Source organism: Streptomyces sp. NPDC002870 (assembly GCF_042888505.1).
In the GTDB taxonomy this organism is placed as follows: domain Bacteria; phylum Actinomycetota; class Actinomycetes; order Streptomycetales; family Streptomycetaceae; genus Streptomyces.
In genome coordinates, this window is record NZ_JBIAPW010000039.1 from 20,645 (window position 1) to 45,711 (window position 25,067).

General features: G+C 71.5%; 22 protein-coding genes. 7 read left to right on the forward strand and 15 right to left on the reverse strand.

The genetic code is table 11. The features are described 5' to 3' along the window. Positions 1-70: 70 nt before the first annotated feature. Positions 71-1,222, forward strand: coding sequence for a hypothetical protein (locus tag ACFYWY_RS32545; RefSeq protein ID WP_389193200.1), 1,152 nt, complete (start codon positions 71-73; stop codon positions 1,220-1,222). A 108-nt stretch (positions 1,223-1,330) separates the two neighbouring features. Here ACFYWY_RS32545 and ACFYWY_RS32550 read toward each other — a convergent pair whose 3' ends face one another. The 5 genes from ACFYWY_RS32550 to ACFYWY_RS32570 form a co-directional block, all read right to left on the reverse strand. After that, the gene (locus ACFYWY_RS32550) at positions 1,331-3,457 is read right to left on the reverse strand and encodes a 3-hydroxyacyl-CoA dehydrogenase NAD-binding domain-containing protein (protein ID WP_389193203.1); all 2,127 of its coding nucleotides are present in this window, start codon (positions 3,455-3,457) and stop codon (positions 1,331-1,333) included. Further along, positions 3,454-4,674: a thiolase family protein gene (locus tag ACFYWY_RS32555; RefSeq protein WP_389193206.1), complete on the reverse strand. Its 1,221-nt coding sequence runs from the start codon at positions 4,672-4,674 to the stop codon at positions 3,454-3,456. Before ACFYWY_RS32555 ends, ACFYWY_RS32550 begins: the two co-directional genes overlap by 4 nt. 452 nt (positions 4,675-5,126) lie before the next feature. Then, positions 5,127-6,401 carry an HRDC domain-containing protein gene (locus tag ACFYWY_RS32560; RefSeq protein ID WP_389193210.1) on the reverse strand — a complete coding sequence of 425 codons (1,275 nt, stop codon included), beginning with the start codon at positions 6,399-6,401 and terminating at the stop codon, positions 5,127-5,129. Positions 6,402-6,479: 78 nt separating this feature from the next. Continuing rightward, entirely contained in the window at positions 6,480-7,142 is a 663-nt protein-coding gene (locus ACFYWY_RS32565; RefSeq protein WP_389193212.1) for a LuxR C-terminal-related transcriptional regulator, read from the reverse strand. Between the two features lie 468 nt (positions 7,143-7,610). Continuing rightward, complete coding sequence (locus ACFYWY_RS32570) at positions 7,611-8,282, reverse strand: DUF3000 domain-containing protein (RefSeq protein WP_389193215.1); 672 nt, start codon at positions 8,280-8,282, stop codon at positions 7,611-7,613. Between the two features lie 197 nt (positions 8,283-8,479). Here ACFYWY_RS32570 and hemE point away from each other — a divergent pair, with 197 nt between their 5' ends. Next, positions 8,480-9,487: a uroporphyrinogen decarboxylase gene (gene hemE / locus ACFYWY_RS32575; RefSeq protein ID WP_389193353.1), complete on the forward strand. Its 1,008-nt coding sequence runs from the start codon at positions 8,480-8,482 to the stop codon at positions 9,485-9,487. Positions 9,488-9,510: 23 nt separating this feature from the next. On the opposite strand, the gene ACFYWY_RS32580 is transcribed toward hemE, so the two are convergent. Together ACFYWY_RS32580 and ACFYWY_RS32585 are read right to left on the reverse strand one after the other, a co-directional pair. Further along, positions 9,511-10,890: an FAD-dependent oxidoreductase gene (locus ACFYWY_RS32580; RefSeq protein ID WP_389193218.1), complete on the reverse strand. Its 1,380-nt coding sequence runs from the start codon at positions 10,888-10,890 to the stop codon at positions 9,511-9,513. A gap of 27 nt (positions 10,891-10,917) precedes the next feature. Further along, positions 10,918-11,859 (reverse strand): DUF4349 domain-containing protein, encoded by a 942-nt coding sequence (locus ACFYWY_RS32585; RefSeq protein WP_389193221.1) that lies wholly within the window; start codon positions 11,857-11,859, stop codon positions 10,918-10,920. Between the two features lie 131 nt (positions 11,860-11,990). Between ACFYWY_RS32585 and hemG the strand changes: the two genes are divergently transcribed. Together hemG and hemQ are read left to right on the forward strand one after the other, a co-directional pair. Further along, a complete protein-coding gene (gene hemG, locus ACFYWY_RS32590) occupies positions 11,991-13,412 on the forward strand; it encodes a protoporphyrinogen oxidase (protein WP_389193224.1) in 1,422 nt (473 codons plus the stop codon). Between the two features lie 4 nt (positions 13,413-13,416). Then, positions 13,417-14,136, forward strand: coding sequence for a hydrogen peroxide-dependent heme synthase (hemQ, locus tag ACFYWY_RS32595; protein ID WP_389193227.1), 720 nt, complete (start codon positions 13,417-13,419; stop codon positions 14,134-14,136). A gap of 73 nt (positions 14,137-14,209) precedes the next feature. On the opposite strand, the gene ACFYWY_RS32600 is transcribed toward hemQ, so the two are convergent. The 6 genes from ACFYWY_RS32600 to ACFYWY_RS32625 form a co-directional block, all read right to left on the reverse strand. Next, positions 14,210-15,811 carry an alpha/beta hydrolase gene (locus ACFYWY_RS32600; RefSeq protein WP_389193229.1) on the reverse strand — a complete coding sequence of 534 codons (1,602 nt, stop codon included), beginning with the start codon at positions 15,809-15,811 and terminating at the stop codon, positions 14,210-14,212. Positions 15,812-15,993: 182 nt separating this feature from the next. After that, the gene (locus ACFYWY_RS32605) at positions 15,994-16,749 is read right to left on the reverse strand and encodes a DUF4142 domain-containing protein (protein ID WP_389193232.1); all 756 of its coding nucleotides are present in this window, start codon (positions 16,747-16,749) and stop codon (positions 15,994-15,996) included. 84 nt (positions 16,750-16,833) lie between these two features. Further along, complete coding sequence (locus tag ACFYWY_RS32610; protein WP_389193356.1) at positions 16,834-17,787, reverse strand: TIGR04222 domain-containing membrane protein; 954 nt, start codon at positions 17,785-17,787, stop codon at positions 16,834-16,836. Between the two features lie 5 nt (positions 17,788-17,792). Further along, the gene (locus tag ACFYWY_RS32615; RefSeq protein ID WP_389193234.1) at positions 17,793-19,121 is read right to left on the reverse strand and encodes a DUF692 domain-containing protein; all 1,329 of its coding nucleotides are present in this window, start codon (positions 19,119-19,121) and stop codon (positions 17,793-17,795) included. Between the two features lie 152 nt (positions 19,122-19,273). Next, positions 19,274-20,038 carry a DUF4142 domain-containing protein gene (locus ACFYWY_RS32620; protein WP_389193359.1) on the reverse strand — a complete coding sequence of 255 codons (765 nt, stop codon included), beginning with the start codon at positions 20,036-20,038 and terminating at the stop codon, positions 19,274-19,276. A gap of 108 nt (positions 20,039-20,146) precedes the next feature. After that, positions 20,147-20,911, reverse strand: coding sequence for a peptidyl-tRNA hydrolase (locus tag ACFYWY_RS32625; protein WP_389193237.1), 765 nt, complete (start codon positions 20,909-20,911; stop codon positions 20,147-20,149). An 82-nt stretch (positions 20,912-20,993) separates the two neighbouring features. Here ACFYWY_RS32625 and ACFYWY_RS32630 point away from each other — a divergent pair, with 82 nt between their 5' ends. After that, complete coding sequence (locus ACFYWY_RS32630) at positions 20,994-21,671, forward strand: AIM24 family protein (protein WP_389193240.1); 678 nt, start codon at positions 20,994-20,996, stop codon at positions 21,669-21,671. A 152-nt stretch (positions 21,672-21,823) separates the two neighbouring features. Continuing rightward, on the forward strand, positions 21,824-22,018 hold the full coding sequence (locus ACFYWY_RS32635; RefSeq protein ID WP_389193243.1) for a hypothetical protein: 195 nt from the start codon (positions 21,824-21,826) through the stop codon (positions 22,016-22,018). A 9-nt stretch (positions 22,019-22,027) separates the two neighbouring features. On the opposite strand, the gene ACFYWY_RS32640 is transcribed toward ACFYWY_RS32635, so the two are convergent. Next, a complete protein-coding gene (locus ACFYWY_RS32640; RefSeq protein WP_389193362.1) occupies positions 22,028-22,831 on the reverse strand; it encodes a polysaccharide deacetylase family protein in 804 nt (267 codons plus the stop codon). A gap of 209 nt (positions 22,832-23,040) precedes the next feature. On the opposite strand from ACFYWY_RS32640, the gene ACFYWY_RS32645 reads away from it, so the two are divergent. Further along, entirely contained in the window at positions 23,041-24,447 is a 1,407-nt protein-coding gene (locus tag ACFYWY_RS32645) for a S1 family peptidase (protein ID WP_389193246.1), read from the forward strand. 76 nt (positions 24,448-24,523) lie between these two features. Here ACFYWY_RS32645 and ACFYWY_RS32650 read toward each other — a convergent pair whose 3' ends face one another. Further along, complete coding sequence (locus ACFYWY_RS32650) at positions 24,524-25,021, reverse strand: MarR family winged helix-turn-helix transcriptional regulator (RefSeq protein ID WP_389193249.1); 498 nt, start codon at positions 25,019-25,021, stop codon at positions 24,524-24,526. Between the last annotated feature and the right edge of the window lie 46 nt (positions 25,022-25,067).

A 25,067-nucleotide genomic window follows, 5' to 3' on the forward strand; every position in this document is an offset into this window, starting at 1 on the left:
GCAGCACTTCATGGAGCGTTGTATGCGGCCGCTGTATGCGGTCTCTCGTCAGGAAAGGTGGCCGGTGGCCATGGTGTTGGGGCCTGCGCGAAGATCGAAGCAGCAGGCGGGCCGGACTAGCGACGTTCCCACCGCACGGCGGGACCACGCACCTGTCAGCACTGCGGAGGACGACAGTCCGACGGCCACGGGCTGGCTGCTGCGCGGCAAGGACGGCCGGCTCACGGCGTACGCACCCACCGTAGGCGGTGTGCTCCGGTGGACCGAGACCCGGCCTGCCGGGCCCGAGTGGTCGGGCCCCGAGCTGGTGGTCCCGGTCGGCGGTCTGCTGCCGTACCTCTCCCTCGCGCAGGGAGCGGACGGCTATGTGCACCTCTTCGGCCTGCGGCAGACACCGGCGGGCGGTGACGAGGTCCGGACGGACGTCGTCCATGCGGTCCAGTACCAGTCGGGCCGTCCGGTGAAGGACTGGCAGCCGCTGGGCACGCCGTATCCGAACGACTGGAAGCTCGCCGGGCAGATAGGCCGTCCGGCATCGGTCGTGGACGGCCTCGGAAACGTCCATGTCTTCGTACGCAACGTCGGCGGCGGGGTGTGCGGTCGCAGCCAGACCTCCTCGGGAGCCTGGCGGCCGTGGGCCGACCTCAAGGGCAGCGGAGCCCTCGGCAGGCTCGCCGTCGCCGCGACCGGCAGCGGCCGGGCGGAGATTCTCGCGCCCGCCCGCGATGGCATCATGCGCTGGCTGCAGGACGGCGACAAGCCCCTGTTCACCAGGGACGAGGACATCCCCGCGCAGGTCCGGGACGGCTCCGCGTCGGGTGTGGCGACCGGTGAGGACCGGGTCACTTTCTTCTGGCGCGACGAGAAGTCCGCGGAGGTGCACGCCTGGCGTCAGGACAGCGTGCCGGAACCGCTGGGCGGCGGGACGGGCGCCGGACCGGTGGCCCTGCTGCGGGCCTCCGTGGACGGCCACGACTGCACGCTCATGGCGCAGCGCGACGCCGACGGACGGCCCGCGCTGGCCGCCTATCCGACCGAGGACGAGCCCGCGGGTGCGGTCTGGACCGGCACCGGAGAAGCGTGCGTGGGCGCCCCGGCACTGGCTCTCGACGCCGACGGCCGCATCGTGCTCGCCGCGTTCGCCCCGGACGGCGGCCTCCGGGTCACGCGGCAGAAGACGACGGAGTCCGGTCTGGCGATGGAGGCCTGGACCCGGGTCTGACGGCCGCGCGCAGCCGGCTCGACAACGCAAGCCTGCCCCGGCACCGAAGGACGGTGCCGGGGCAGTCGCTTGCTCGCTGCTCTCGTGCTTGGTTGCTCGCGACAGGCGTTACGCCGGGACGCTCGCCACGCCCTGCGCCAGGAACGGCTTGCCGTTCACGCGCTCGGAGACACCCTCGCGGTCCAGGTACGGCGTGATGCCGCCCAGGTGGAAGGGCCAGCCGGCGCCCGTGATCAGGCAGAGGTCGATGTCCTGGGCCTCGGCCACGACACCCTCCTCCAGCATCAGGCCGATCTCCTGCGCCACCGCGTTCAGCACGCGCTCGCGGGTCTGCTCCTCGGTCAGGACGACATCGCCCTGCTTGAGGAGAGCGGCGACCTCCGGGTCCAGCTCCGGCTTGCCGGAATCGTAGACGTAGAAACCGCGCTTGCCGGCCTTGACGACCGCGGCCAGGTTCTCGGAGACCTTGAAGCGGTCCGGGAAGGACCGGTTGAGGGTCTCGGAGACATGCAGGCCGATCGCAGGACCGACCAGCTCAAGCAGGACCAGCGGTGACATCGGCAGACCCAGCGGCTCGACGGCCTTCTCGGCCACCTCGACCGGGGTGCCCTCGTCGATGACGTTCTGGATCTCGCCCATGAAGCGGGTCAGGATGCGGTTGACCACGAAGGCCGGCGCGTCCTTGACCAGTACCGCGGTCTTCTTCAGCTTCTTCGCGACACCGAAGGCCGTCGCCAGCGCGGCGTCGTCCGTCTTCTCGCCGCGGACGATCTCCAGCAGCGGGAGGATCGCGACCGGGTTGAAGAAGTGGAAGCCGACGACCCGCTCCGGGTGCTGCAGCTTCGACGCCATCTCGGTCACCGACAGCGAGGAGGTGTTGGTGGCGAAGATCGCGTGCGCCGGGGCGACCGCCTCTACCTCGGCGAACACCTGCTGCTTGACGCCGATCTCCTCGAAGACGGCCTCGATGATGAAGTCCGCGTCGGAGAAACCCTCGGCCTTGTCGAGAACACCTGTCACCAGGGCCTTGAGGCGGTTGGCCTTGTCCTGGTTGATGCGGCCCTTGCCGAGCAGCTTCTCGATCTCGGCGTGGACGTAGCCCACACCCTTGTCGACACGCTCCTGGTCGATGTCGGTCAGCACGACCGGCACCTCGAGGCGGCGCAGGAAGAGCAGCGCCAGCTGCGAGGCCATCAGGCCCGCGCCGACGACGCCGACCTTGGTGACCGGGCGGGCCAGCGACTTGTCCGGCGCACCGGCCGGGCGCTTGCCGCGCTTCTGCACCAGGTTGAAGGCGTAGATGCCGGAGCGCAGCTCGCCGCCCATGATCAGGTCCGCGAGAGCGGTGTCCTCTGCGTCGAAGCCCGCCTGCAGGTCACCGTCCTTGGCCGCCTCGATGATCTCCAGCGCGCGGTAGGCGGCCGGGGCCGCGCCGTGCACCTTGGAGTCGGCGATGAAGCGGCCGCGTGCGACGGCCTGGTCCCAGGCCTCGCCGCGGTCGATCTCCGCGCGCTCGACGGCGATCTCGCCCTTGAGGACGGACGCGGTCCAGATCAGCGACTGCTCCAGGAAGTCGGCGCCCTCGAAGATCGCGTCGGCGATCCCGAGCTCGAAGACCTGGGCGCCCTTGAGCTGCTTGTTCTGGTTGAGCGAGTTCTCGATGATCACCGAGACCGCGCGGTCCGGGCCGATCAGGTTCGGCAGCAGCGCGCAGCCGCCCCAGCCCGGGACGAGACCGAGGAAGACCTCGGGCAGCGAGAAGGCGGGGATCGCCTTGGAGACGGTGCGGTACGAGCAGTGCAGCCCGACCTCGACACCGCCGCCCATCGCCGCGCCGTTGTAGTACGCGAACGTCGGGACCGCGAGCCCGGACAGCCGCTTGAAGACGTCGTGGCCGCCCTTGCCGATCGCCAGCGCGTCCTCGTGGCGCTTGAGCAGCTCCACGCCCTTGAGGTCGGCGCCGACCGCGAAGATGAACGGCTTGCCGGTGATGCCGACGCCGACGATCGTGCCCTCGGACGCCTCCTTCTCGACCTGGTCGACGGCGGCGTTGAGGTTCGCCAGCGACTGCGGCCCGAAGGTGGTCGGCTTGGTGTGGTCCAGGCCGTTGTCCAGCGTGATGAGCGCGAACTTGCCCGCCCCGCCGGGGAGTTCGAGGTGGCGCACGTGCGCCTGTGTGACGACCTCGTCAGGGAACAGCTCGGCCGCGCCCTTCAGGAGTTCAGCGGTACTCACTTGTTGCCTCCGTCGAAGTGCGGGTTCTCCCAGATGACCGTCGCGCCCATGCCGAAGCCGACGCACATGGTGGTCAGGCCGTAGCGGACGTGCGGCTGCTCCTCGAACTGCCGGGCCAGCTGCGTCATCAGACGTACGCCGGACGAGGCCAGCGGGTGACCGAAGGCGATCGCGCCGCCGTACTGGTTGACGCGCGGGTCGTCGTCGGCGATGCCGTAGTGGTCGAGGAAGGCCAGCACCTGTACGGCGAAAGCCTCGTTGATCTCGAACAGGCCGATGTCCTCGATCGAGAGACCGGCCTTGGCCAGCGCCTTCTCGGTCGCCGGGATCGGACCGAAGCCCATGACCTCGGGCTCGACGCCGACGTAGGCGTACGAGACGAGGCGCATCTTGACCGGCAGGCCCAGCTCGCGCGCGACGTCCTCGGAAGCGATGAGGGAAGCGGTGGCGCCGTCGTTCAGACCCGCGGAGTTGCCGGCGGTCACACGGCCGTGCGGGCGGAACGAGGTCTTGAGCTTCGCCAGGCCCTCGACCGTGGTGCCCGGGCGCATCGGCTCGTCGGCCGTGGCCAGGCCCCAGCCGGTCTCGCCGGCCTCGGGGTTGGTACGGCGGACGGAGACCGGCACCAGGTCGGGCTGGATCTTGCCGTTGGCGTACGCCTTGGCGGCCTTCTCCTGCGAGCGCACGGCGTACTCGTCGGCGCGGAGCTTGGTCAGCTGCGGGAACCGGTCGTGCAGGTTCTCCGCGGTCATGCCCATGAACAGGGCGGAGTTGTCGACCAGCTTCTCCGAGACGAAGCGCGGGTTCGGGTCGACGGCCTCGCCCATCGGGTGACGGCCCATGTGCTCGACACCGCCGGCCACGACGATGTCGTACGCGCCGAAGGCGATGGAGCCGGCGGTCGTCGTCACGGCGGTCATCGCGCCCGCACACATGCGGTCGATGGAGTAGCCGGGGACGGACTGCGGCAGACCCGCGAGGATGCCGGCGGTGCGGCCGAGGGTGAGGCCCTGGTCGCCGATCTGCGTGGTCGCGGCGATCGCGACCTCGTCGATACGGGCGGGGTCGAGGTCCGGGTTGCGGCGCAGCAGCTCCCGGATCGCCTTCACGACGAGATCGTCGGCACGGGTCTCGTGGTAAATGCCCTTCGGGCCCGCCTTGCCGAACGGGGTGCGGACGCCGTCGACGAAGACGACGTCCCTGACGGTACGAGGCACGATGGCTCTCCTCCAGGGTGCGGGGTGGCACTGCTGCGGGCACGCGCCTAAGCGCGCGCTCTTGCCCTCATGCTACTTGCGGGTAACCACCCTGCCCACCCCCTGCGGCGGGAGCGGCGAACGTCACACGTACTGGGGCTCTGCCCCAGGCGCGCGCCTCAACGCACGCGGCGGGCCTCTTCCCCTGCCCGCCGCTTCCCGAACTGGGGCTCCGCCCCAGGACTCCGCGCCTCAAACTCCCCCAGACTTCGTCCGGGGGGGGACCCCCACGAGGCTGGAAATGTCGGCCAGGGCCGCACCAGCAAGCCCGTCCGGCGATTGAGGAGCTTGGGGGTCCGCCCCCACGCCCGCAGGGCCTAAGGGGCGGGTCCGGGGGCAGCCCCCACGCGGCGAAGCCGCAGATTGAACCCTGCCGGGGAAGCGGCGGGGTGGGGGCAAGCGCGCCGCAGGCGTCAGGCCGTCGCCGTCAGCGCGCTCGCCAGCAGCGGCGCCACCTGCTCGATCTGCCAGGGCCGCGCCCCGTACCCGGCCAGCGCCTCGGCCACCGCGGTCACCGTGTGCTCGGCCGGCGGCTCCCAGCAGACCCGGCGGACCGTGTCCGGGGTGATCAGGTTCTCCTGCGGCAGATTGAGCTCCTCCGCGAGTGCGGAGACCGCCGCACGCGCCGCGGAGAGCCGGGCCGCGGCCGCCGGGTCCTTGTCCGCCCACGAACGCGGCGGCGGCGGGCCGTTCAGCGTCTGGCCGGGCTGCGGGAGCTCGGCGTCGGGCAGTGCCTTGGCCCGGTCGACGGCCGTCTGCCACTGCTCCAGCTGCCGCCGTCCCATCCGGTGGCCGAACCCGGGCAGCGCGGTCAGCGCCTGCACGTTCGCCGGCACCGCGAGAGCCGCCTCGACGATCGCCGAGTCGCTCAGCACCTTGCCCGGCGAAATATCGCGCCGCTGCGCCACCTTGTCGCGGGCCGTCCACAGCTCCCGTACGACCGCCATCTGACGGCGGCGGCGCACCTTGTGCATCCCGGACGTACGACGCCAGGGGTCCTTGCGCGGGGGAGCGGGCGGCGCCGACGCGATGGCCTCGAACTCCTGCCAGGCCCACTCCAGCTTGCCCTGCCGGTCCAGCTCCTTCTCCAGCGCGTCGCGCAGATCGACCAGCAGCTCCACATCGAGCGCGGCATAGCGCAGCCACGGCTCGGGCAGCGGGCGGGTCGACCAGTCCACCGCCGAGTGGCCCTTCTCCAGCGCGTAGCCGAGGACGGACTCGACCATCGCGCCGAGGCCGACCCGCGGGAAGCCCGCGAGTCGCCCGGCCAGCTCCGTGTCGAAGAGCCGGGTCGGGATCATGCCTATTTCGCGCAGGCAGGGGAGATCCTGGGTGGCCGCGTGCAGAATCCATTCCGTACCGGCCAGGACCTCGCCGAGCTCGGAGAGGTCGGGGCAGCCGACCGGATCGATCAGCGCGCTGCCCGCGCCTTCGCGGCGCAGCTGTACGAGGTAGGCCCGCTGGCCATAGCGGTAGCCGGACGCGCGCTCGGCGTCAACGGCGACAGGGCCGGATCCCCTGGCGAACGCGGCGATCACTTCGGCGAGTGCCGTCTCGTCGGCGACCACGGGCGGAATGCCTTCACGGGGCTCCAGCAAGGGAATCGGCGCCGGTTCGACGTCGTCCGGGGGAGCGCCCCCGGTGGTTCGCAGTGCGGTCTCTGCTGCGGTCTCTTGGGCGTCGGTCACGTGTCAAGGGTATCCGTCAACGGAGAGCGCCCGTCGACGGAACGTTCCGTCGACGGGCGCGAAGAATTTGTACAGCGGTCAGTGGATGATGCCGGTCCGCAGGGCGACGGCCACCATTCCGGCCCGGTCGCCCGTGCCCAGCTTGCGCGCGATACGGGCGAGGTGGCTCTTGACGGTCAGCGCGGACAGGCCCATCGAGACGCCGATCGCCTTGTTGGACTGGCCTTCCGCGACCAGACGGAGCACCTCGACCTCACGGCCGGAGAGCTCGCGGTAGCCGCCCGGGTGGCTCGGGGCACCCGGGGGGCGGCGGTGCATCCGGCCGGCCACGGCGCCGATGGGGGCGGCGCCGGGGCGGGTCGGGTGCCCGATGTTCGTACGCGTGCCGGTGACGACGTAGCCCTTGACTCCGCCCGCGAGGGCGTTGCGCACGGCGCCGATGTCGTCGGCGGCGGAGAGGGCGAGGCCGTTGGGCCAGCCCGCGGCTCGGGTCTCGGACAGGAGGGTCAGCCCGGAACCGTCGGGCAGGTGGACGTCGGCAACGCAGATGTCGCGCGGGTTGGCGACGCGGGGACGGGCCTCCGCGATGGACGACGCCTCGATGACGTCACGCACTCCGAGGGCCCACAGGTGGCGGGTGACGGTGGAGCGGACGCGCGGGTCGGCCACGACGACCATGGCCGTCGGCTTGTTCGGGCGGTAGGCGACCAGGCTTGCGGGCTGCTCGAGAAGAACGGACACCAGGCCTCCTGGGAGGGTGCGGGGCGGAGCCGGCTCGGGGGGAAGAAGCCGGGGCGGACCGTGCAGTTAGGGTCACAGACCTCTTCGGCACCGAACCCGTCCGCCTTTAGAGAATGATCACGATTTGGTGAGTAACAATTGGGGCAATTCGGACGGGTGATCGATCATCCTACGAGTTCCCGGCGATCCCGTGCGCGATCTTCCGGCCCCGGTCGCGGCGGTGCCGGCGCATCCCTCGCCCGGCCATCGGACCGCGGTCCCGGCGCGCTTCTCCGGGCATGTCGCGGGCGTCAACAGCCGGGCACATCGCGGGCGTCGGCCTCCGGACACGTCGTGCGAGTCGGCCGCGGGCACGTCCCCGGCGTCAGCCTCCGGGCACGTCCCACGCCGAGTTCCCGGCGGCGGCTCCGAGCGCCTCCCGTGCGCGGTCTCCCGTGCTCAGTCTCCGGGGCGTTGCCCCGCGCTGAGTCACGCCTGCTGCGGGCCCCGCCGCTGTGGCAGCGAGACAACGCCCGTCGCCGCGTCCACCGGACCGGACGGCGACGGCGGCAGCCCGGCGACCTGGCAGAGCAGATCGCACCAGGCCACGAGGTGTGACGCCGAGTCCGGAACCCCGTCCAGACCCTCGCGCGGTGTCCATGACGCCCGGATCTCGATCTGCGTCGCCGGGGGCCGGTCGGAGAGTCCACCGAAATAGTGAGAGCCCGCGCGGGTCACAGTCCCGCTCGGCTCCCCGTACGAGAGCCCGCGCGCCTCCAGCGCGCCCGTCAGCCACGACCAGCAGACCTCGGGAAGCAGCGGATCGGCCGCCATCTCCGGCTCCAGCTCGGCGCGTACCAGCGTCACCATCCGGAAGGTGCCCTGCCAGGCGTCGTGACCGGCCGGATCGTGCAGCAGCACCAGGCGGCCGTCCGCCAGGTCGTCGTCGCCGTCGACGACCGCCGCCTCCAGCGCGTAGGCATGCGGTGCGAGCCGCTGCGGCGGGCGCGTCGGATCCACTTCGATCTCGGGGCGCAGCCGCGCGGCCCGCAGTGCGTCGACCGCCAGCCGGAACGCGCGCGGGACGGCATCCCCCTCCGCGCCGTCTTCGTCGTCAGCGCTGTTGGAATGATCGGAAAAATGTCCCTGAGCCGCAGCCATGCGGGGAAGAGTAGGCGGAACGGGGGCTTCGCGCAGGGAGGGACACCCGGCCCGGAGCGGCCACTTCAGGTGTACGTGCGAAGATTCTGAGCGTGAGTGCCAATGACCTTCCCCTCGCTCGAGGCTTCGCCCGAGCTGGGGATGCCCCCTCCTCGGGCGAGCCGACCAAGACCCACGCTGTCGAAGAATCAGCCTTTCTGAAGGCGTGCAGGCGTGAGCCGGTGCCGCACACGCCGGTCTGGTTCATGCGTCAGGCGGGGCGCTCACTGCCCGAGTACCTCAAGGTCCGCGAGGGCATCGGGATGCTCGAGTCCTGCATGCGGCCCGAGCTCGTCACCGAAATCACCCTGCAGCCGGTACGCCGCCACAAGGTCGACGCGGCGATCTACTTCAGCGACATCGTCGTACCGCTCAAGGCCATCGGCCTCGACCTCGACATCAAGCCGGGCGTCGGCCCGGTCGTCGCCGAGCCGATCCGCACCCGCGCCGACCTGGCACGACTGCGCGACCTCACGCCCGAGGACGTCTGGTACGTCACCGAGGCGATCGGGCTGCTCACCCGCGAGCTCGGGGCCACCCCGCTCATCGGCTTCGCCGGCGCGCCCTTCACCCTCGCGAGCTACCTCGTCGAGGGCGGCCCCTCGCGCAACCACGAGCACACCAAGGCCCTGATGTACGGCGACCCGCAGCTGTGGGCCGACCTGCTCGACCGGCTCGCGGAGATCACCTCGGCGTTCCTCAAGGTGCAGATCGAGGCCGGCGCCTCGGCGGTGCAGCTCTTCGACTCGTGGGTGGGTGCGCTCGCCCCCGCCGACTACCGGCGCTCGGTGCTGCCGGCTTCCGCCAAGGTCCTCGACGCGGTGGCCTCGTACGACGTGCCGCGCATTCACTTCGGCGTCGGCACCGGCGAACTCCTCGGCCTGATGGGCGAGGCGGGCGCGGACGTCGTCGGCGTCGACTGGCGGGTGCCGCTGGACGAGGCCGCGCGCCGGGTAGGCCCCGGCAAGGCGCTCCAGGGCAACCTCGACCCGGCCGTCCTGTTCTCCACGCGGGAGGCTGTCGAGGCCAAGACCCGCGAGGTGCTGGACGCCGCCGCGGGCCTGGAGGGCCATGTGTTCAACCTGGGCCACGGCGTGCTTCCGACGACCGACCCCGACGCGCTGACCCGGCTCGTGGAGTACGTGCACACGCGGACCGCCGGCTAGACCCCCGCCTCGCGTAGCGCCGGCTAGACCCCCGCCTCGCGGACCGCCGTCGTCGCCTTTCGCGCCGCCACCAGCACCGGGTCCCAGACCGGGGAGAACGGCGGGGCGTAGCCGAGATCCAGGGTCGTCATCTGCTCCACCGTCATCCCCGCCGTCAGGGCGACGGCGGCGATGTCGACGCGCTTGGCCGCGCCCTCGCGGCCGACGATCTGGACGCCGAGGAGCCGGCCCGTACGGCGTTCCGCGAGCATCTTCACTGTCATCGGGGAGGCGTCGGGGTAGTAGCCGGCGCTGTTCGTCGACTCGATCGTGCTCGTGACGTACCGCAGGCCGACCGCGCGGGCGTCCTTCTCGCGCAGGCCGGTGCGGGCGATCTCCAGGTCGCACACCTTGCTGACCGCCGTGCCGACGACGCCGGGGAAGGTCGCGTACCCGCCGCCCGCGTTCGCGCCGATGATCTGGCCGTGCTTGTTGGCGTGCGTGCCCAGCGCGATATGGCGCTCGCGGCCCGAGACCAGGTCGAGAACCTCCACACAGTCGCCGCCCGCCCAGATGTTCTCGTGGCCGCGCACCCGCATCGCGAGATCGGTGAGCAGCCCGCCGTACGCACCGATCGGCAGACCCGCGGCGCGGGCGAGGGTGGTCTCCGGCTCGACGCCGATGCCGAGGACCACCACATCCGCCGGGTACTCCGCGTTCTCGGTCGTGACGGCACGGACCCGGCCGTCCGATCCCGTGAGGATCTTGGTGACCCCGGCGCCGTTCACCGTCGTGATGCCGATCCCGTCCATCGCCTTATGGACCAGGCGGCCCATGTCGGGGTCGAGGGTGGCCATCGGCTGCTCGCCGCGGTTGAGGACCGTCACCTCGTAGCCGCGCTTCAGCATCGCCTCCGCCATCTCGACGCCGATGTAGCCGGCGCCCATGACGACCGCGCGCCGCCCGCTGGTGCGCGCGAGGGTGTCCAGCAGGGCCTGGCCGTCGTCGAGGGTCTGCACGCCGTGCACGCCCGGCGCGTCGATGCCCGGCAGCGCCGGCCGGACCGGGCGCGCGCCGGTCGCGATCACCAGCTTGTCGAAGCTCGTCCACGCCTCGGCGCCGGTCTCCAGATCACGGGAGCGCACCCGCCCGCCCGCGGTGTCGATCTCCGTCACCTCGGTACGCATCCGCAGCTCGATGCCGCGCTCGCGGTGCTCGGCCGGCGTACGGGCGATCAGGTCGTCGCGCTCGGGCACATCACCGCCGACCCAGTACGGAATCCCGCAGGCCGAGAACGAGCTGAAGTGGCCGCGCTCGAACGCGACGATCTCCAGCTCGTCCGGGCCCTTGAGCCTGCGTGCCTGCGATGCGGCGGACATGCCTGCCGCATCGCCCCCGATGACCACCAGTCGCTCCATTGCCATGGGGAACACGCTACGGCGCGGCAGCCTTCAGTCCTGGCCCGGGGCGGGGACGGGGCCGGGCGTGGGCACCGCGGGCGCAGCGACAGGCCGCTTGGCGAGGCGCGGCCGCAGCACCCATCGCCACAGCGCGTAGAGCACCCCGAGTACCGCGGCGAACGGGGCCACCGCTCCCACCACCACCGCGACCCACACCCCCGTCGCCACGAGCGCGTACCAGCCGGCGCCGAGCGCGTCCAGGAAGCCCGGGTCGTCGTCCTCCTTCTTCTGCCCCTTGTCCTCCTTCTCGGAGACGACCAAGGTGATGGTCGCCAGCGTCGTACGGTCCCTGAGTGCGGCCTGCTGCGCCAGCAGCGACTCCAACTGAGCCTGGCGGCTGCTCAGTTGGCCTTCCAGAGTGACCACGTCGCTCAGCTTCTCGGCCCGGTCCATCAGCGCCCGTACGCGTGCGACGCTCGCCCGCTGCGTCGCGATGCGGCTCTCCACGTCGACGACCTGGTCGGTGACGTCCTTGGCGTCGGCCTTGCGGGAGAGCAGTTTTCCGGCGCCCGCCAGCTCGGCCAGGACCGCGTCGTACTTCTCCTGCGGGACGCGCAGCACGAGGCGCGAGGTCACGTGGGTGTCGTCGATCCTCTCGGTGCTCTCGTTGGAGACATGCCCGCCGGCGCTCTCAGCGGCCCCGCGGGCCGCGTCGAGGGCCTTGGGCGCGTCCTTGACCTCCACGGCGAGCTCCGCGGTGCGGATGATGTGGGTCGGCGCCAGGGCGACCGGGTCCTTCGGCCTGCTCTGCTCTGAGCCGGACGACTGCCGGTCGGACTCGTAGCCCGGGCCGGCCCCGGCGTCCTGCGGCTCGGGTTTCGCGGCGCTCTGCGCCTTGTCGTCCGCGCCGGACGCGGAATCGACCGAACTGCATCCGGCAAGAGCGAGTGAAGCGGTGAGAAACAGTGCCGCGACCGTACGACGTGCACGCATGTCGGTCCCCCCCAGGGACTGGTGGTGAGTGTTGCCGGTTCGACGGACGGGGCCGTGCTGCGGGTTGCCCTTTTCCGGTTCCGATGCGGTCACGGTCAGGACTCGTCAAGGGGTTTGAGAGAGTGGGGGACATGGACACACGCACGGGTCATGTCGTCGTCATCGGAGGCGGCATCGCCGGTCTCGCCGCCGCTCACCGGCTGATCGACTCCGGGGTGCGCGTCACGCTCCTGGAGGCCACCGGCCGGCTCGGCGGCAAGCTCCAGGCGGGCGAGATCGAGGGCGCCCCCGTCGATCTCGGCGCCGAGTCGATGCTCGCCCGCCGCCCCGAAGCGGTCGAACTCGCCCGCGCCGTCGGCCTCGCCGACCGGCTCCAGCCGCCCGCCACCGCCTCCGCCTCGGTGTGGACGCGCGACGCGCTGCGCCCGATGCCCAAGGGCCATGTGATGGGCGTGCCAGGGGACCCGGCGGCGCTCGCGGGACTGCTCTCGGCACAGGGCATCGCCCGTATCGAGCGGGAACGCGACCTCGCGCCCGCGGAGCTCGGCGACGATGTCGCGGTCGGCGCGTACGTCGCCGAGCGCCTCGGCCGGGAGGTCGTGGACCGCCTGGTGGATCCGCTGCTCGGCGGGGTGTACGCGGGCGACGCGTACCGCATCTCGATGCGCGCGGCCGTCCCCCAGCTCTTCGAGGCGGCGAAGACCCATGACTCGCTGCTCGCCGCCGTACGGGACATCCAGGCGAAGACCGCCGGGCAGCAGGCTGCCGGGCCGGTCTTCATGGGCATCGAGGGCGGCGTGGGGCAGCTGCCGGGCGCCGTCGCCGACGCCGTGCGCGCCGGGGGCGGCGAGATCCTCATGGAGACGCCCGTCCTCGGGCTGACCCGTAGCTCCGAAGGCTGGCAGATCCGCACCGACCAGCGCGTCATCGCCGCCGACGGCGTGGTGCTCGCGACCCCCGCCTGGTCCGCGTCCGCGCTGCTCGCCGCCGAATCCCCGGCCGCCGCCGCGGACCTCGGCCAGGTCGAGTACGCCTCGATGGCGCTGGTGACCATGGCATTCCGGCGTACGGACCTGGCCGGAATGCCGGAAGGCAGCGGCTTCCTGGTGCCGCCCGTGGACGGCCGCACCATCAAGGCGTCCACCTTCTCCACCCGCAAGTGGGGCTGGGTCGACGAGGGTTCCGCCGGCCTCTTCGTGCTGCGCACCTCGATCGGGCGCTACGGCGAGGAGGAACACCTGCACCGCGAGGACGCCGAGCTCGTCGACGTATCCCTGCGCGACCTCGGCGAGGCCACCGGACTCGCGGCCAGGCCCGTCGCCACCGAGGTGACCCGGTGGATCGGCGGACTGCCGCAGTACCCCGTCGGGCATCTCGCGCGGGTCGCCCGGATCCGCGACGAGGTCGCCAAACTGCCTGGCCTGAGGGTCTGCGGGGCCGCGTACGACGGCGTCGGCATCCCCGCCTGCATCGCGAGCGCCCAGCGCGCGGCCGACGAGATCCTCGCCACGCCCACCCTGGTGCGGGGCACTGATCGCGGCGCGGGAGAATAGCCCTATGAGTGCGCCCGAAAAGATTCAGAACGCAGGCAAGAAGGCCAAGGACCTCAACGAGGTCATCCGGTACACGCTGTGGTCCGTCTTCAAGCTGCGCGATGTGCTCCCCGGTGACGTGGACCGTGCCGGCTACGCCGACGAGGTCCAGGAGCTGTTCGACCAGCTCGCCGCCAAGGACATCACCGTGCGCGGCACCTACGACGTGTCCGGGCTCCGCGCCGACGCCGACGTCATGATCTGGTGGCACGCCGAGACCGCGGACGAGCTGCAGGAGGCGTACAACCTCTTCCGCCGCACCAGGCTGGGCCGCGCGCTGGAGCCGGTCTGGTCGAACATGGCGCTGCACCGCCCCGCCGAGTTCAACAAGTCGCACATCCCGGCCTTCCTCGCCGACGAGACGCCGCGCAACTACGTCTCGGTCTACCCCTTCGTGCGCTCCTACGACTGGTACCTGCTGCCCGACGAGGACCGCCGCCGGATGCTCGCCGACCACGGCAAGATGGCCCGCGGCTACCCGGACGTGCGCGCCAACACGGTGGCGTCGTTCTCGCTCGGCGACTACGAATGGCTGCTCGCCTTCGAGGCCGACGAGCTGTACCGCATCGTCGACCTGATGCGTCATCTGCGCGGCTCCGAGGCGCGTATGTACGTCCGCGAAGAGGTCCCGTTCTACACGGGCCGCCGCAAGTCGGTCGCTGAGCTGGTGGCGGGGCTCGCGTAAAGAGGGCTCGCCCCACAAAGCCCGATGGCCGGGTCCGCGCGATGCGGACCCGGCCGTCCCTCGACCCGGAAGATCAGACGACGTGCGGCAGCCTCGGCTCCGCCGCCTGTCGTTCCAGCGACACCGGGTCCGGCTCCGGGTGCGGCGCGCACGATGCGCGCCGCACCGGCGTCTCGCCGTGCAGCAGGTAGTTCTCCAGGTAGGCGTTGACGCACTGGTTGTCGCCGCCGCCGATGCCGTGCGTGCCGGCGTCCTCCTCCGTGATCAGCACGGAGCCCTTCAGCCGCCGCGCCAGTTCACGCGCCCCTTCGTACGGCGTCGCCGCGTCCCGCTCGGCGGCCAGGATGAGCGTCGGCGGCAGCGCACCGAGCCTGGTACGCACGTCCAGCGGCTGCTGCCGGGGCGCGGGCCAGTAGGCGCACGGCAGATTCATCCAGACGTTGTCCCAGGTCTCGAAGGGCGCGATGCGCGCGAGAGCGCTGTTGTCGCGGTCCCACACCTCCCAGTCGGTCGGCCAGGGGGCGTCGTTGCACTCGACGGCGGTGTACACGGCGTTGCCGTTCTCCGCCTCCCGCGCTTCCTCCGGCCGCGGCGCGGCCTGCTTGATCAGCGGCTCCTCATTGCCCTTCAGATACTCGGCCAGCGCGCGGGCGCGCAGCGGCCAGTAGTCGTCGTGGTAACCGGTCGCCAGGAATGCCGCGTGCAGCTGGCCGGGCCCGACGTTGCCGCCCGCCGGCTCGAGGGCGAGCTGGGCGCGTACCTGCTCGTAGCTCCGGGCCACCTCCTCGGGCGTGGCGCCCAGATGGTACGTCTTGTCATGCTTGGCGACCCAGGCGCGGAAGTCCGCCCAGCGGCTCTCGAAGGCGCGCGACTGCTGCAGGTTGCTGCGGTACCAGATCCGGCCCGGCTCCGGGTTGACCGCCGAGTCGAAGACCATGCGGCGCACATGGGAGGGGAAGAGGGTCGCGTACACCGCGCCGAAGTACGTGCCGTACGAGGCGCCCATGAAGGTCAGCCGCGGCTGGCGGAGCGCTGCCCGCAGCACATCGAGGTCGCGGGCGTTGTTCAGCGAGGTGTAGTGCCGCAGCGCCGGGCCCGCGTTGCGCGCGCAGCCCTCGGCGTATGTCTTCGCCCGCGCGATCCGCTCCTTCTTGTACGAGGGGGAGGGGTGCGGCGGCGCCAGGGTGGGCGCCTTGATGAAGTCGGCCGGGTCCTGGCACGACAGCGGGGCGGAGCGGCCGACACCGCGTGGGGAGTAGCCGACGATGTCGTAGGCCTGGGCGATCCGCTTCCACTCGGGGAGCTGGGCCGCCATCGGGAAGTACATGCTGGAGGCGCCCGGGCCGCCGGGGTTGTAGACGAACGCGCCCTGGTACTCGGCCGGCTTGCCGCTCGCCTTCACGCGGCTGACGGTCAGGGAGATCTGCTGACCCGAGGGGCTGGCGTAGTCGAGCGGGACCTTGACCGTGCCGCACTGGACGGGGGCGGGCAGCATCTCGATCTTGGGGCAGCGTCCGAAGGAGATCCCGGCGGCGGCCGCGCGCTCGGCGGCGACTCTCGTGCCGTACGACTCGGCCTCTGCGGTGGTGGTGCCGCCTGCCGGAGCGACGGCCAGCGCAGAGACGACCAGGACACTGAGGCTCGTCACGGCCCCGTACATCGCAGCTGCTCTCATCGCGTTCCCTTCGTGCGGACAGCGGCCGTGAGGCCACGGGACGAAAGGGATCCTTGGTGGGGTGATTAGCGATGTAAAGGACCAATGTCCGGTGTCGGGGTCAATGACTCCGATGCGCCATGCGGCCGCTCGTCAGCGCCGCCGACAGGTCCGGATCGTCGAGCGCGCCGACGCCGCGCCCGTCATCGGTTCGTGTCACTGGGGCGGGGGCGGGAGGCCGCCGGTGGCAGCGGGAACGACGTGGCCGGGGTGGGGGTGACGGGGACGGCGGGCGGCGGTGTCGCGCCCGGGGCGGGTGGCGGCGGTCCGGTGGGGCTCGAGGTCTCGGTGGCCGCGGAGTCGTCGGCGATGGCGTCGAAGTCGACCAGGCCGGTCGCCTCCAGAACCTTGATGTGGTCGAGGACGGTGGTGTTGGCGTCGTCGGCGAGTCCGCGCACCAGAGTATTGCGGGTGCTGTTGCGGATGTCGGCGACGAGGGAGAAGACCTTGCCGTGGGCGCGGCGCAGGATATTGGCGAACTTCGTCTCGTACTCCTTTCCGCGTGCCGCGGTGAACTCCTTGAGCCAGCCCTGCTGTTGGGCGGTCGGCTGATTCGGCAGCTCCATGTTGAGCCGGGCCGCGACCTCGCGGACGCGGGCGTCGAGATAGCTGTGGCCCTCGACGAGATGCTCGCCGGCCACCTTGACCGCGACGGTGGGGGCGCGGCCGACGGCCTGCTGGCCGGCGGGGAGTTCCCACAGCCCGGCGAGTCTGACGCGGACGACGAAGTCCCGGTCGGCGGCGGAGAGCGGGCCCCACGGGGTGGGGACGGAACCGGCTCTGAGGTTGGCCCGGCCGGTGCCGGAGCGGTCGTCGTACGACCAGATCGGGAAGAGGATCGCGGCGATGGTCGCCGTCAGGGCGACGACGACCAGGCCGGTGCCGGTGAGGGAACGCATGGGGCCTCCTGCGTGCGGTCCAGCACGCTAGTCGGCTCCGGCGTGATCCTGTGGGGAGTTGCGGGAAGTGGGGCCGTGCGGCGGTCAGGAGCTGCTGCTGCCGCCTCCGCAACTGGATCCGCTCGAGGATCCGCCGCAGCTGGAGCCGCCGGACGAACCGCCGCAGCTCGATCCCCCGCCTGTGCCGCAGCTGGAGCTGCCGCAGCCGGATCCAGGGCTCGACCCGGCGCACCACACGGCCGCGGAGGCCGTGTACGAGGACGAGTAGCCGTCCGTGCGGCTCGCCGGGGTCCGTGCCGCCGTGGTCAGCTGCGCCTGGAGCGCGGGATCCGGCACTCCGCGCAGACCGTGCGCCGCGACGAGATGGGCCGCCGAGTACACCTGGGCGTACTGCACCAGGTACGAGCGCAGGGCGTGCTGCCCGGCCGTGGTGATCCGCCGCCTGGCGCGGCCCCCCATCATGAAGCCGATCACGATGCCCGCGATCAGGACCGGCAGAACCAGCACGATGAGCGGCGGGCCGGAGTCCACCGGTCCGTCGTCCTGGATGAAGCTGAGGACGGTCAGGACGAAGGAGAGGGGCAGCCCTATGAAGCAGAGGAAGCCCTGGGTGTAGCCCCACGCGGTCAGCCCCCGGTTCTGCCCGGGCGGCGTCATCAGCCCGCGGGCGGCGAGGCCGTCGCCGATCTCCTGCACGGCGGGGTGACGCATCACCGCGAGGCGCAACGTGTGCAGCGCGCCGGTCGGGGCGGCGGCCAGCTGCTCGAACACCGCGCGCTCCACGGGGTCATGGGCGAGGGCATGACGTACGGAGACGATGCCCGGGCCGCCGATGACGAGCCGTCCGTCCGCGTACAGGGCGGCGAGCGCGGCGTCGGCGACCCGGGCGGGGCCGCCGCTGAGGAAGGCCGCCTCGTAGACGTGCTGGATCTGTCCGCCGCCGGCCGGGGGGCGGGGGCGGGACGCGGAGGCCCGGACGATCAGCGCGGCGGACGACGCGCCGACGGCGAGGTACACGAACACGGCGAGCAGGACCATGCCGCTCACCGCCCGACGAGCGCGGCGCGGGCCGCACGGACGAGCCGGGCGCCCCGGCGCGGCGGATGCGTTGACGCTCGCTCCTCCCACCAACGGGTGAGCAGGCGGCGGGCGTTGTCGTCATCGGGACGTCCGGAGACGAGCAGCTGCTCGGCGAAGTCGAGCGCGTCGCGGCGGTAACCGTCGTGCATGGGGCGGCCCTTGGCGTACGCGAGAAACGCGGCGCGGTATCCCTCACCGAGGATCTCGGGCAGCTCCGGGGCGACCTTGGCGACGACGTCGGCACGCTTGGCTGCGAGGGCGCGGCTCTGGACGCGCAGACGCTGTGAGTCGAAGCCTTCGGGGGCGGGCGTGCCGGCGACGAGAGCGGAGAGAACGGCGGCCTGTGAGAGCGCGACGCGCTCGCGGGCGTCGGGTGAGCCGCCCTCCGCAGTCTTCGGGCCGGGCCCCGGGCCGCCTCGCGCGCGGGCTTCGCCGCGCTGGGCCGCGCGGGCTTCGCCGCGCCGCCCGGCGTGCTGCCCGACCACCCTCCCGCGGATCGTCGTCAATTCCGCCGCCAGCTCCTCCTTGGGCGGGAAGTCGTCGTCGCGCTCCAGCAGCACCCCGGGCGGGGACACCCGTGCCCGCAGGTCCGACAGGATGTCCAGAATCGGCTCGGTGACCGGGTGGGCGTGAGTGTCGTGCCAGATGCCGTCGCGTTCGGTGCCGCCCGCCACGTGGACGTACGCGATCGCCTCGACCGGCAGTTCGTCGAGCGCCGTCGCCGGGTCCTCGCCGCGGTTGACGTGGTTCGTGTGGAGGTTGGCCACGTCGATCAGCAGGCCCACGCCCGTCCGCTCGACCAGCTCCGCCAGGAACTGGCCCTCCGTGAGCTCCTCGTCGGGCCAGGAGATCAGCGCCGCGATGTTCTCCAGAGCCAGCGGCACCGGCAGGGAGTCCTGTGCGATGCGGACGTTCTCGCAGAGCACCTTCAGCGCGTCCCAGGTACGCGGCACAGGCAGCAGGTGGCCCGCCTCCAGCTGCGGGGACGCGGTGAGCACGCCTCCGGCCCGTACGAACGCGATGTGTTCGGTGACCAGGGGCGCGCCCAGTGCCGTCGCCCGTTCGGCCAGGTCCGCGAGCCGCTGTGTGGAGGGGCGGTCCGCGCCGCCCAGGCCCAGGGAGACGCCGTGCGGGACGATCCGCGTGCCGCGTGAGCGCAGCCGGGTGAGCGCGGCGGGCAGATGGCCCGGGCAGATGTTCTCCGCGACGACCTCGACCCAGTCGACGCCTGGCAGCTCCTGCACGGCGTCCGCGATCTCCGGGCGCCAGCCGATGCCGATACCGAGTTCCATTGGGTCCCCCTCCTCTGCGCCGTGTGACGGTGCGTGCAGAGCTCATGGCCCCGGCGGACAGCGGTGAACCCAGAGGAGGGGACGTTCAGAGCTTGATTTGAGGTTCCGGCCGGTTCCGGCGGGTTCCGGCCGGAACCGGGCGCGCGCGGGCGCTACGGACGGTTGGTGTTGATCGCTGTCGGTGGCCCCGGCTGCGTGGACGGCCGCGAGGTGAAGGACTGGTCGTTCCCGGTCGGCGACGCCGGCACCGGCTGCGGCGGCAGGTTGCCGTTCGGCGGCGGCGGACCGCTCGGGCTCGCCGTCGCGCCACCCGCCGCCTCGTTGGCGATCGCGTCGAAGTCGACCATTCCGGTCCCCTCCAGCATGGTGATGTGGTCCAGCACCGTCTGGTTCGTGTCCGTGGCCAGCTGACGTATCAGCGTGTTCCGCGTGGTGTGCCGGACCTGGGCGACCAGCGAGAAGACCTTGCCGTGCGCATTGCGCAGCAGGTTCGCGAACTTCCTCTCGTAGTCCTGGCCGCTCGCCGCCGACAGCTCCCGCAGCCATGCCTGCTGCTGCTCCGACGGCTGGTTCGGCAGCTCGACGCCGAGCTTGGCGGCCACATCGCGCGCCCGCTTGTCCAGGTCGCTGTGCCCGACGACGAGATGGTCGCCCGCGTCCTTGATCGCCTTCGTGGGCGCGCGCTCGATCGCCTGCTGTCCCGCGGGCAGCTCCCAGAGCCCGGCCAGCCGGACCTTCACCAGGAAGTCGCGGTCCGTTGCGGACAGCGGTCCCCACTGCGTCGCGACGCTCGAGGCATTGAGATTGTCCGGACCGGTGCCGGAACGGTCCGCATACGACCACACGGGGAACGCGAGCGCGCCTACCGTGGCGACCAGAGCCGCGATGATGAGAGCCGTCCCGTTGATGCGCCGCAACACAGTGCCTCCTGAACCCGATGAGCTTCTCGGCAACCAACCGCCGAGCAAATCAGCGCTCAACCTACTTGGCGGTATTGAGAGGTACGTACGGCGGGCCCGCTGTGTTCAGCCGCGCAGCGAGGGATGATCCGCGACCACCGTGCACGACCCCGGAGCGATCTCCGTGAACCCGGCGTCCCGCACCACCGGCAGGCCGCTGACCGTGAGTTCTGCCCAGCGCGCCGGATCCGCGGTGCGCACGGAGAGCGGGAAACCGGCCTCGCGCCACGCCTTGCGGTCCGCCTCCGACAGCTCCCACCAGGCCAGTTGGGCGCCGTGTCCGGCCTGCGCCATCGCCTTGCCCGTCGACATGCCGACATCCGGGCTCAGCCACAGCACCGGGCCTGCGAGGTCGGGCGCGGCGGGCGGCTCGGGGTCGTCCAGGTCCGTGCCGGAGACCTGGAGCTTGGCCAGCTCCTTGGGCCAGCCGTCCAGCGGGACGGGCGGAAAGACCCGTACCTCGGCGGTCCCGACCGTCACCGTGATACCCGGCAGCGTCCCGGCCTTGCGCCACTCCGCGCCGCGCGCCCGCCGCACCACCTTGCGGATGCGGGCGTCCTGCCAGTCCCGCATCGCCTGCGCCCACTCTCCTGTCCCCACCGACCGCTCGTCGCTCAGGATGTCGAGCACGGCGCGGGCCGCGGTCTCCAGCGCGTCGGTACGGGACGGGGGTTCGGCCTTCTCGATGCGCACCACCAGCGGAAGCACGAACTGCGGGGCCTCGTCGCGTGCGGTGCTCTCGTGCCGAAAGGGACTGTCGGCGGGGCTGCCTGCGGGACTGCCGACGGGACTGCCTACCGTGCTGTCGGTGCGGGGTTCTTCGCTGCTCACACCGGCAAGTCTGCCAGCCGCTGCTGTTCTGCCCGGTCGGGACTGTTGGCGGAACGGGTGCCTCCGGGACACGATGCACACCATGAAAAGTGATCTCTTCGCTGCCGAGAACATGGCGCAGCAGGCCAACGTGCCCGGTATGACCCTGCAGAACGCCAAGTCGATCAAGTACGCCGTCAACGGCGAGATGCACGCGCGACAGGGATCGATGATCGCCTTCCGCGGCAATCTCCAGTTCGAGCGCAAGGGCCAGGGCATAGGCGGCATGCTCAAGCGCGCCGTCACCGGTGAGGGCCTGGCGCTGATGGCGGTGCGCGGCCAGGGCGAGGCATGGTTCGCCCACGAGGCCGCCAACTGCTTCATCGTCGACATCGACCAGGGCGACGCGCTCACCATCAACGGCCGCAACGTCCTGTGTTTCGACGCCACTCTCTCGTACGAGATCAAGACGGTGAAGGGCGCCGGCATGACCGGCGGCGGTCTCTTCAACAGCCTCTTCAGCGGCTACGGAAAGCTCGGCGTCATCTGCGAGGGCAACCCCATCGTGATACCCGTCACCGCCGCGCAGCCGGTGTATGTCGACACGGACGCGGTTGTCGGCTGGAGCGCCCAGCTGCAGACCTCCTTGCACCGCTCGCAGTCCGTGGGCTCGATGATCCGCGGCGGCTCGGGCGAGGCCGTCCAGCTGATGCTCCAGGGCGAAGGTTTCGTGATCGTACGACCCAGCGAGCTCACGCCGCAGAAGGCGTCGGCCAACTGAAACAGCGAGGAGCGGGCCGTCGTACGGCGGCGGTGCCGCTGCCCGTGCCGCCGTTGGTCGTCGCGCCTGCTGGCCCCGGGCGCGGCGGGCGCGGTGGCCTGCCTGGCTGAGCTCGCTCCCTGGCGCGGGCGGCGCGAGTTAACCTCGTACGCATGGAGGAGCCGAACGGGTCCCACGAGCCGTACTGCGAGACCCCGGACCGCACGCCCACGGCGGCCGGCGGCCCGCCCTTCGCCGACTGCGTGCTGTGCCGGAAGCCGACGGAGTACCCGGAGTCGGTCAAGGGTGTGACGCTCTGCCCCGTATGCGAATGGCAGGAAGCCCAGCGGACGGCGTGCTCTGGCTGATCCCTCCCGCTAGCCGCGCATGAGGTCGGAGACCTTCACAAAGCGGTAGCCGCGCTCGCGCAGCTCGGGGACGATCCTGCGGACCGCCTGCTCGGTGACAGGAGCCGCGCTGCGCGTGCAGTGCATCACCACCAGGGACCCCGGCCGCACCCCCGCGAGCACCTGCTCGGCGACCGCGTCGGCGTTCGTGGCGAAGGCGTCGCCGCTGATGACGTCCCACTGGACCGCCGTCACCTTCGCCGGGGCGACGGCGCGCAGGGCCGCGTCGTCGTAACAGCCGCCGGGGAAGCGGAAGTACGGCACCACATTGCGCACCCCGGCCTTCTTGAACGCGGCGAAGGCCCGGTCCACGTCGGCCCGCATGTCGTTCCTGTCCACCACCGGCAGCCCGTAGCAGGGGGACTTGAAGGCGTAGTGGCTGTACGAGTGATTTGCGATCTCGAAGAGCGGGTCGTTGCCGATCGACTTCGCCTGGTCGGGGTACTCCTCGGCCCAGCGGCCCGTCATGAAGACAGTCGACGGTACGTTCAGCTTCCGCAGCGAGGCGATCAACGCCGGGTTGTCGAAACGCTCCCCGCGGGCGGCCCTCGGCCCCTGATCGGCCGTCATGTCGGCGTCGAAGGTGAGCGCCACAGTCCGGGACCCTGCTTTTCGCGCGCGCTCGAATACGGGCGTCAGGCCGCGAGGAGCCTTCTTCCCGGCCTTCCCGGCCTTCCCGACCGGCTTTCCGGGCTGGGGTGAGACGGGCGCGGTCGTCCTGGTGGGGGAGGCCTTCTCGGAACCGCTGTCGCAGCCGACGAGCAGAGTGCTCATAACGGCCACGGCCACAAGTCTTCGTACGAAATCGGTCACTGGCGGAAGCTATCCGATTGGGGTCCGTCGACCTCGATGACTGGCCGTCAGAAAACTTCTTCCGCACGGGGGATGAGTACAACTCCCGCCCCATCCGTATCAAAGGGCGGACGCGTCCCCCGGTTTCCGTCGGCAACCGGACTCCGTACCCCCCTACAGGAGGCGACGAGTTGAGTCACAGGCGAATACCCAAGCGGAAGGCCATTCTCGCGGGAGCTGGGGCGGTGGGAATCGCAGCAGCGGCCATCCTGCTGCCCCACGCCAATGCTTCGCAGTCGGAATCGGAATCCGACTCCGAGGCACGGTCGGCTCCCAGGACGATGAGCGCGGCATCGGCCGCGGATCTCGTCTCGAAGCTCGGCGAGAAGCTGGGCGAGGCCTACGGCGGGGCGTACTACGACGCCGAGAAGCAGCAGGTCGTCGTCAACGTGGTGGGCAGCGACAACAACGTCATCGTCGAGGTCAAAAAGGCCGGCGCCGTGGCGCGGAGTGTCCAGAACAGCGCGGGCGAACTGAAGTCCGCCGCGAGCACCTTGGCCGAGCAGGCCACCATCCCGGGCACGGCGTGGGCCGTCGACCCGAAGACCAACCAGATCCTCGTCACGGCGGACCGCACGGTCTCGGGCGAGCGGTGGGACAGAATCGAATCGGCCGTGAAGTCCCTGGGCACGGGCATGGCCCGGATCCAGAAGTCCGCCGGCGAGTTCAAGCCCTTCGTGGAGGGCGGCGACGCCATCTTCGGCGGCGGCTCGCGCTGCTCGCTCGGCTTCAATGTCACCACTCAGGACGGCAGCCCCGGCTTCCTGACCGCGGGCCACTGCGGTGTCGCCGCCGAGCAGTGGTCGGAGGACCAGAACGGCGAGCCCATCGGCACGGTCCAGGCGGCGACGTTCCCCGGCGACGGTGACTTCGCGCTCGTCACCTACGACGACCCCGCGACGCAAGCCGCGAGCACGGTCGACGTGGGCAACGGACAGACCGTGTCGATCACGCAGGCGGCCGACGCCGCGGTCGGCCAGGAAGTGTTCCGTATGGGCAGCACCACCGGGCTGAAGGACGGCGCGGTCACCGGCCTCGACGCCACCGTCAACTACCCGGAGGGCACGGTCACCGGGCTCATCCAGACCGATGTCTGCGCGGAGCCGGGCGACAGTGGCGGTTCGCTGTTCACCCAGGACGGGAGCGCGATCGGGCTCACCTCGGGCGGCAGCGGAGACTGCACCGCGGGGGGCGAGACGTTCTTCCAGCCCGTGACGACCGCCCTGGCGGCGGTCGGCGCCCAGATCGGCGACGGCGGCGCGGCGAACGGTGGCGCTGAGGGCAATGGCGGCGCGGCGGACGGCGGCGCTGAGGCCAACGGTGGTGCTGAAGCTGACGGCGGTGCGGGGGCCAACGGTGGCGCGGCAGACGGCGGCGCCGAGGCTGACGGCGGCGCTGAGGCCAATGGTGGCGCAGCAGCGGACGGCGGCGCTGAGGCTGACGGCGGTGCGGCAGCCGACGGCGGTGCGGCGGGTGACGGCGGCGCGGCCGACGACATCGGCGGCGGGGCGCACGACGGCCTCGGTCAGAGCGGCTGACCCCTCCACGGAACGGCCCCGGGTGTCGGCGGACGCCCGGGGCCGTAGTCGTGCCCAGTCATGAGCGACCCGGACCTCAGTCGTCGGCGGCCGTGCAGTCGGCCGCGTCCGGGTCGGCGGTGTCCAGCCTCGTGGTGAGCGCATTGAGATCGGCGCGCAGCTCGCGGATGCGCTCGAGCGGCATCCCGGTGGCCACCGCGATCCGGCGCGGCACGTCCAGCGCCTGCTCGCGCAGCGCGGCGCCCTCGGCCGTGGGGCGGGCGGTGACCGACCGCTCGTCCTCCGGGCTGCGCCTGCGCTCCACATAACCCGCCGCCTCCAGGCGCTTGAGCAGCGGTGACAGGGTGCCCGAGTCCAGCCGCAGATACTCGCCGATCCGCTTCACCGGCAGCTCGCCGTGCTCCCAGAGCACCAGCATCACCAGGTACTGCGGATAGGTGAGGTTCAGATCCTTCAGCGCGGTCCGGTAGACGCTGTTGAAGGCGCGGGACGCGGCGTGCAGCGAGAAGCAGATCTGGTTGTCGAGGCGCAGGAAGTCCTCGTCCGGCACTGTCGTCAACGTCGTCTTCTCCATGGAAGACAGCATACCCGCTCACCCTTCGTACGCCATTTAGTTGTAC

Coding starts and splice junctions, on each gene's coding strand:
- ACFYWY_RS32545 (WP_389193200.1), top strand. CDS start 71: ATGGTGTTGGGGCCTGCGCGAAGATCGAAGCAGCAGGCGGGCCGGACT.
- ACFYWY_RS32570 (WP_389193215.1), bottom strand. CDS start 8,282: ATGGCTGCGGCTCAGGGACATTTTTCCGATCATTCCAACAGCGCTGAC.
- ACFYWY_RS32580 (WP_389193218.1), bottom strand. CDS start 10,890: ATGGCAATGGAGCGACTGGTGGTCATCGGGGGCGATGCGGCAGGCATG.
- ACFYWY_RS32585 (WP_389193221.1), bottom strand. CDS start 11,859: ATGCGTGCACGTCGTACGGTCGCGGCACTGTTTCTCACCGCTTCACTC.
- hemG (WP_389193224.1), top strand. CDS start 11,991: ATGGACACACGCACGGGTCATGTCGTCGTCATCGGAGGCGGCATCGCC.
- hemQ (WP_389193227.1), top strand. CDS start 13,417: ATGAGTGCGCCCGAAAAGATTCAGAACGCAGGCAAGAAGGCCAAGGAC.
- ACFYWY_RS32600 (WP_389193229.1), bottom strand. CDS start 15,811: ATGAGAGCAGCTGCGATGTACGGGGCCGTGACGAGCCTCAGTGTCCTG.
- ACFYWY_RS32605 (WP_389193232.1), bottom strand. CDS start 16,749: ATGCGTTCCCTCACCGGCACCGGCCTGGTCGTCGTCGCCCTGACGGCG.
- ACFYWY_RS32610 (WP_389193356.1), bottom strand. CDS start 17,787: ATGGTCCTGCTCGCCGTGTTCGTGTACCTCGCCGTCGGCGCGTCGTCC.
- ACFYWY_RS32615 (WP_389193234.1), bottom strand. CDS start 19,121: ATGGAACTCGGTATCGGCATCGGCTGGCGCCCGGAGATCGCGGACGCC.
- ACFYWY_RS32630 (WP_389193240.1), top strand. CDS start 20,994: ATGAAAAGTGATCTCTTCGCTGCCGAGAACATGGCGCAGCAGGCCAAC.
- ACFYWY_RS32635 (WP_389193243.1), top strand. CDS start 21,824: ATGGAGGAGCCGAACGGGTCCCACGAGCCGTACTGCGAGACCCCGGAC.
- ACFYWY_RS32640 (WP_389193362.1), bottom strand. CDS start 22,831: ATGAGCACTCTGCTCGTCGGCTGCGACAGCGGTTCCGAGAAGGCCTCC.
- ACFYWY_RS32650 (WP_389193249.1), bottom strand. CDS start 25,021: ATGGAGAAGACGACGTTGACGACAGTGCCGGACGAGGACTTCCTGCGC.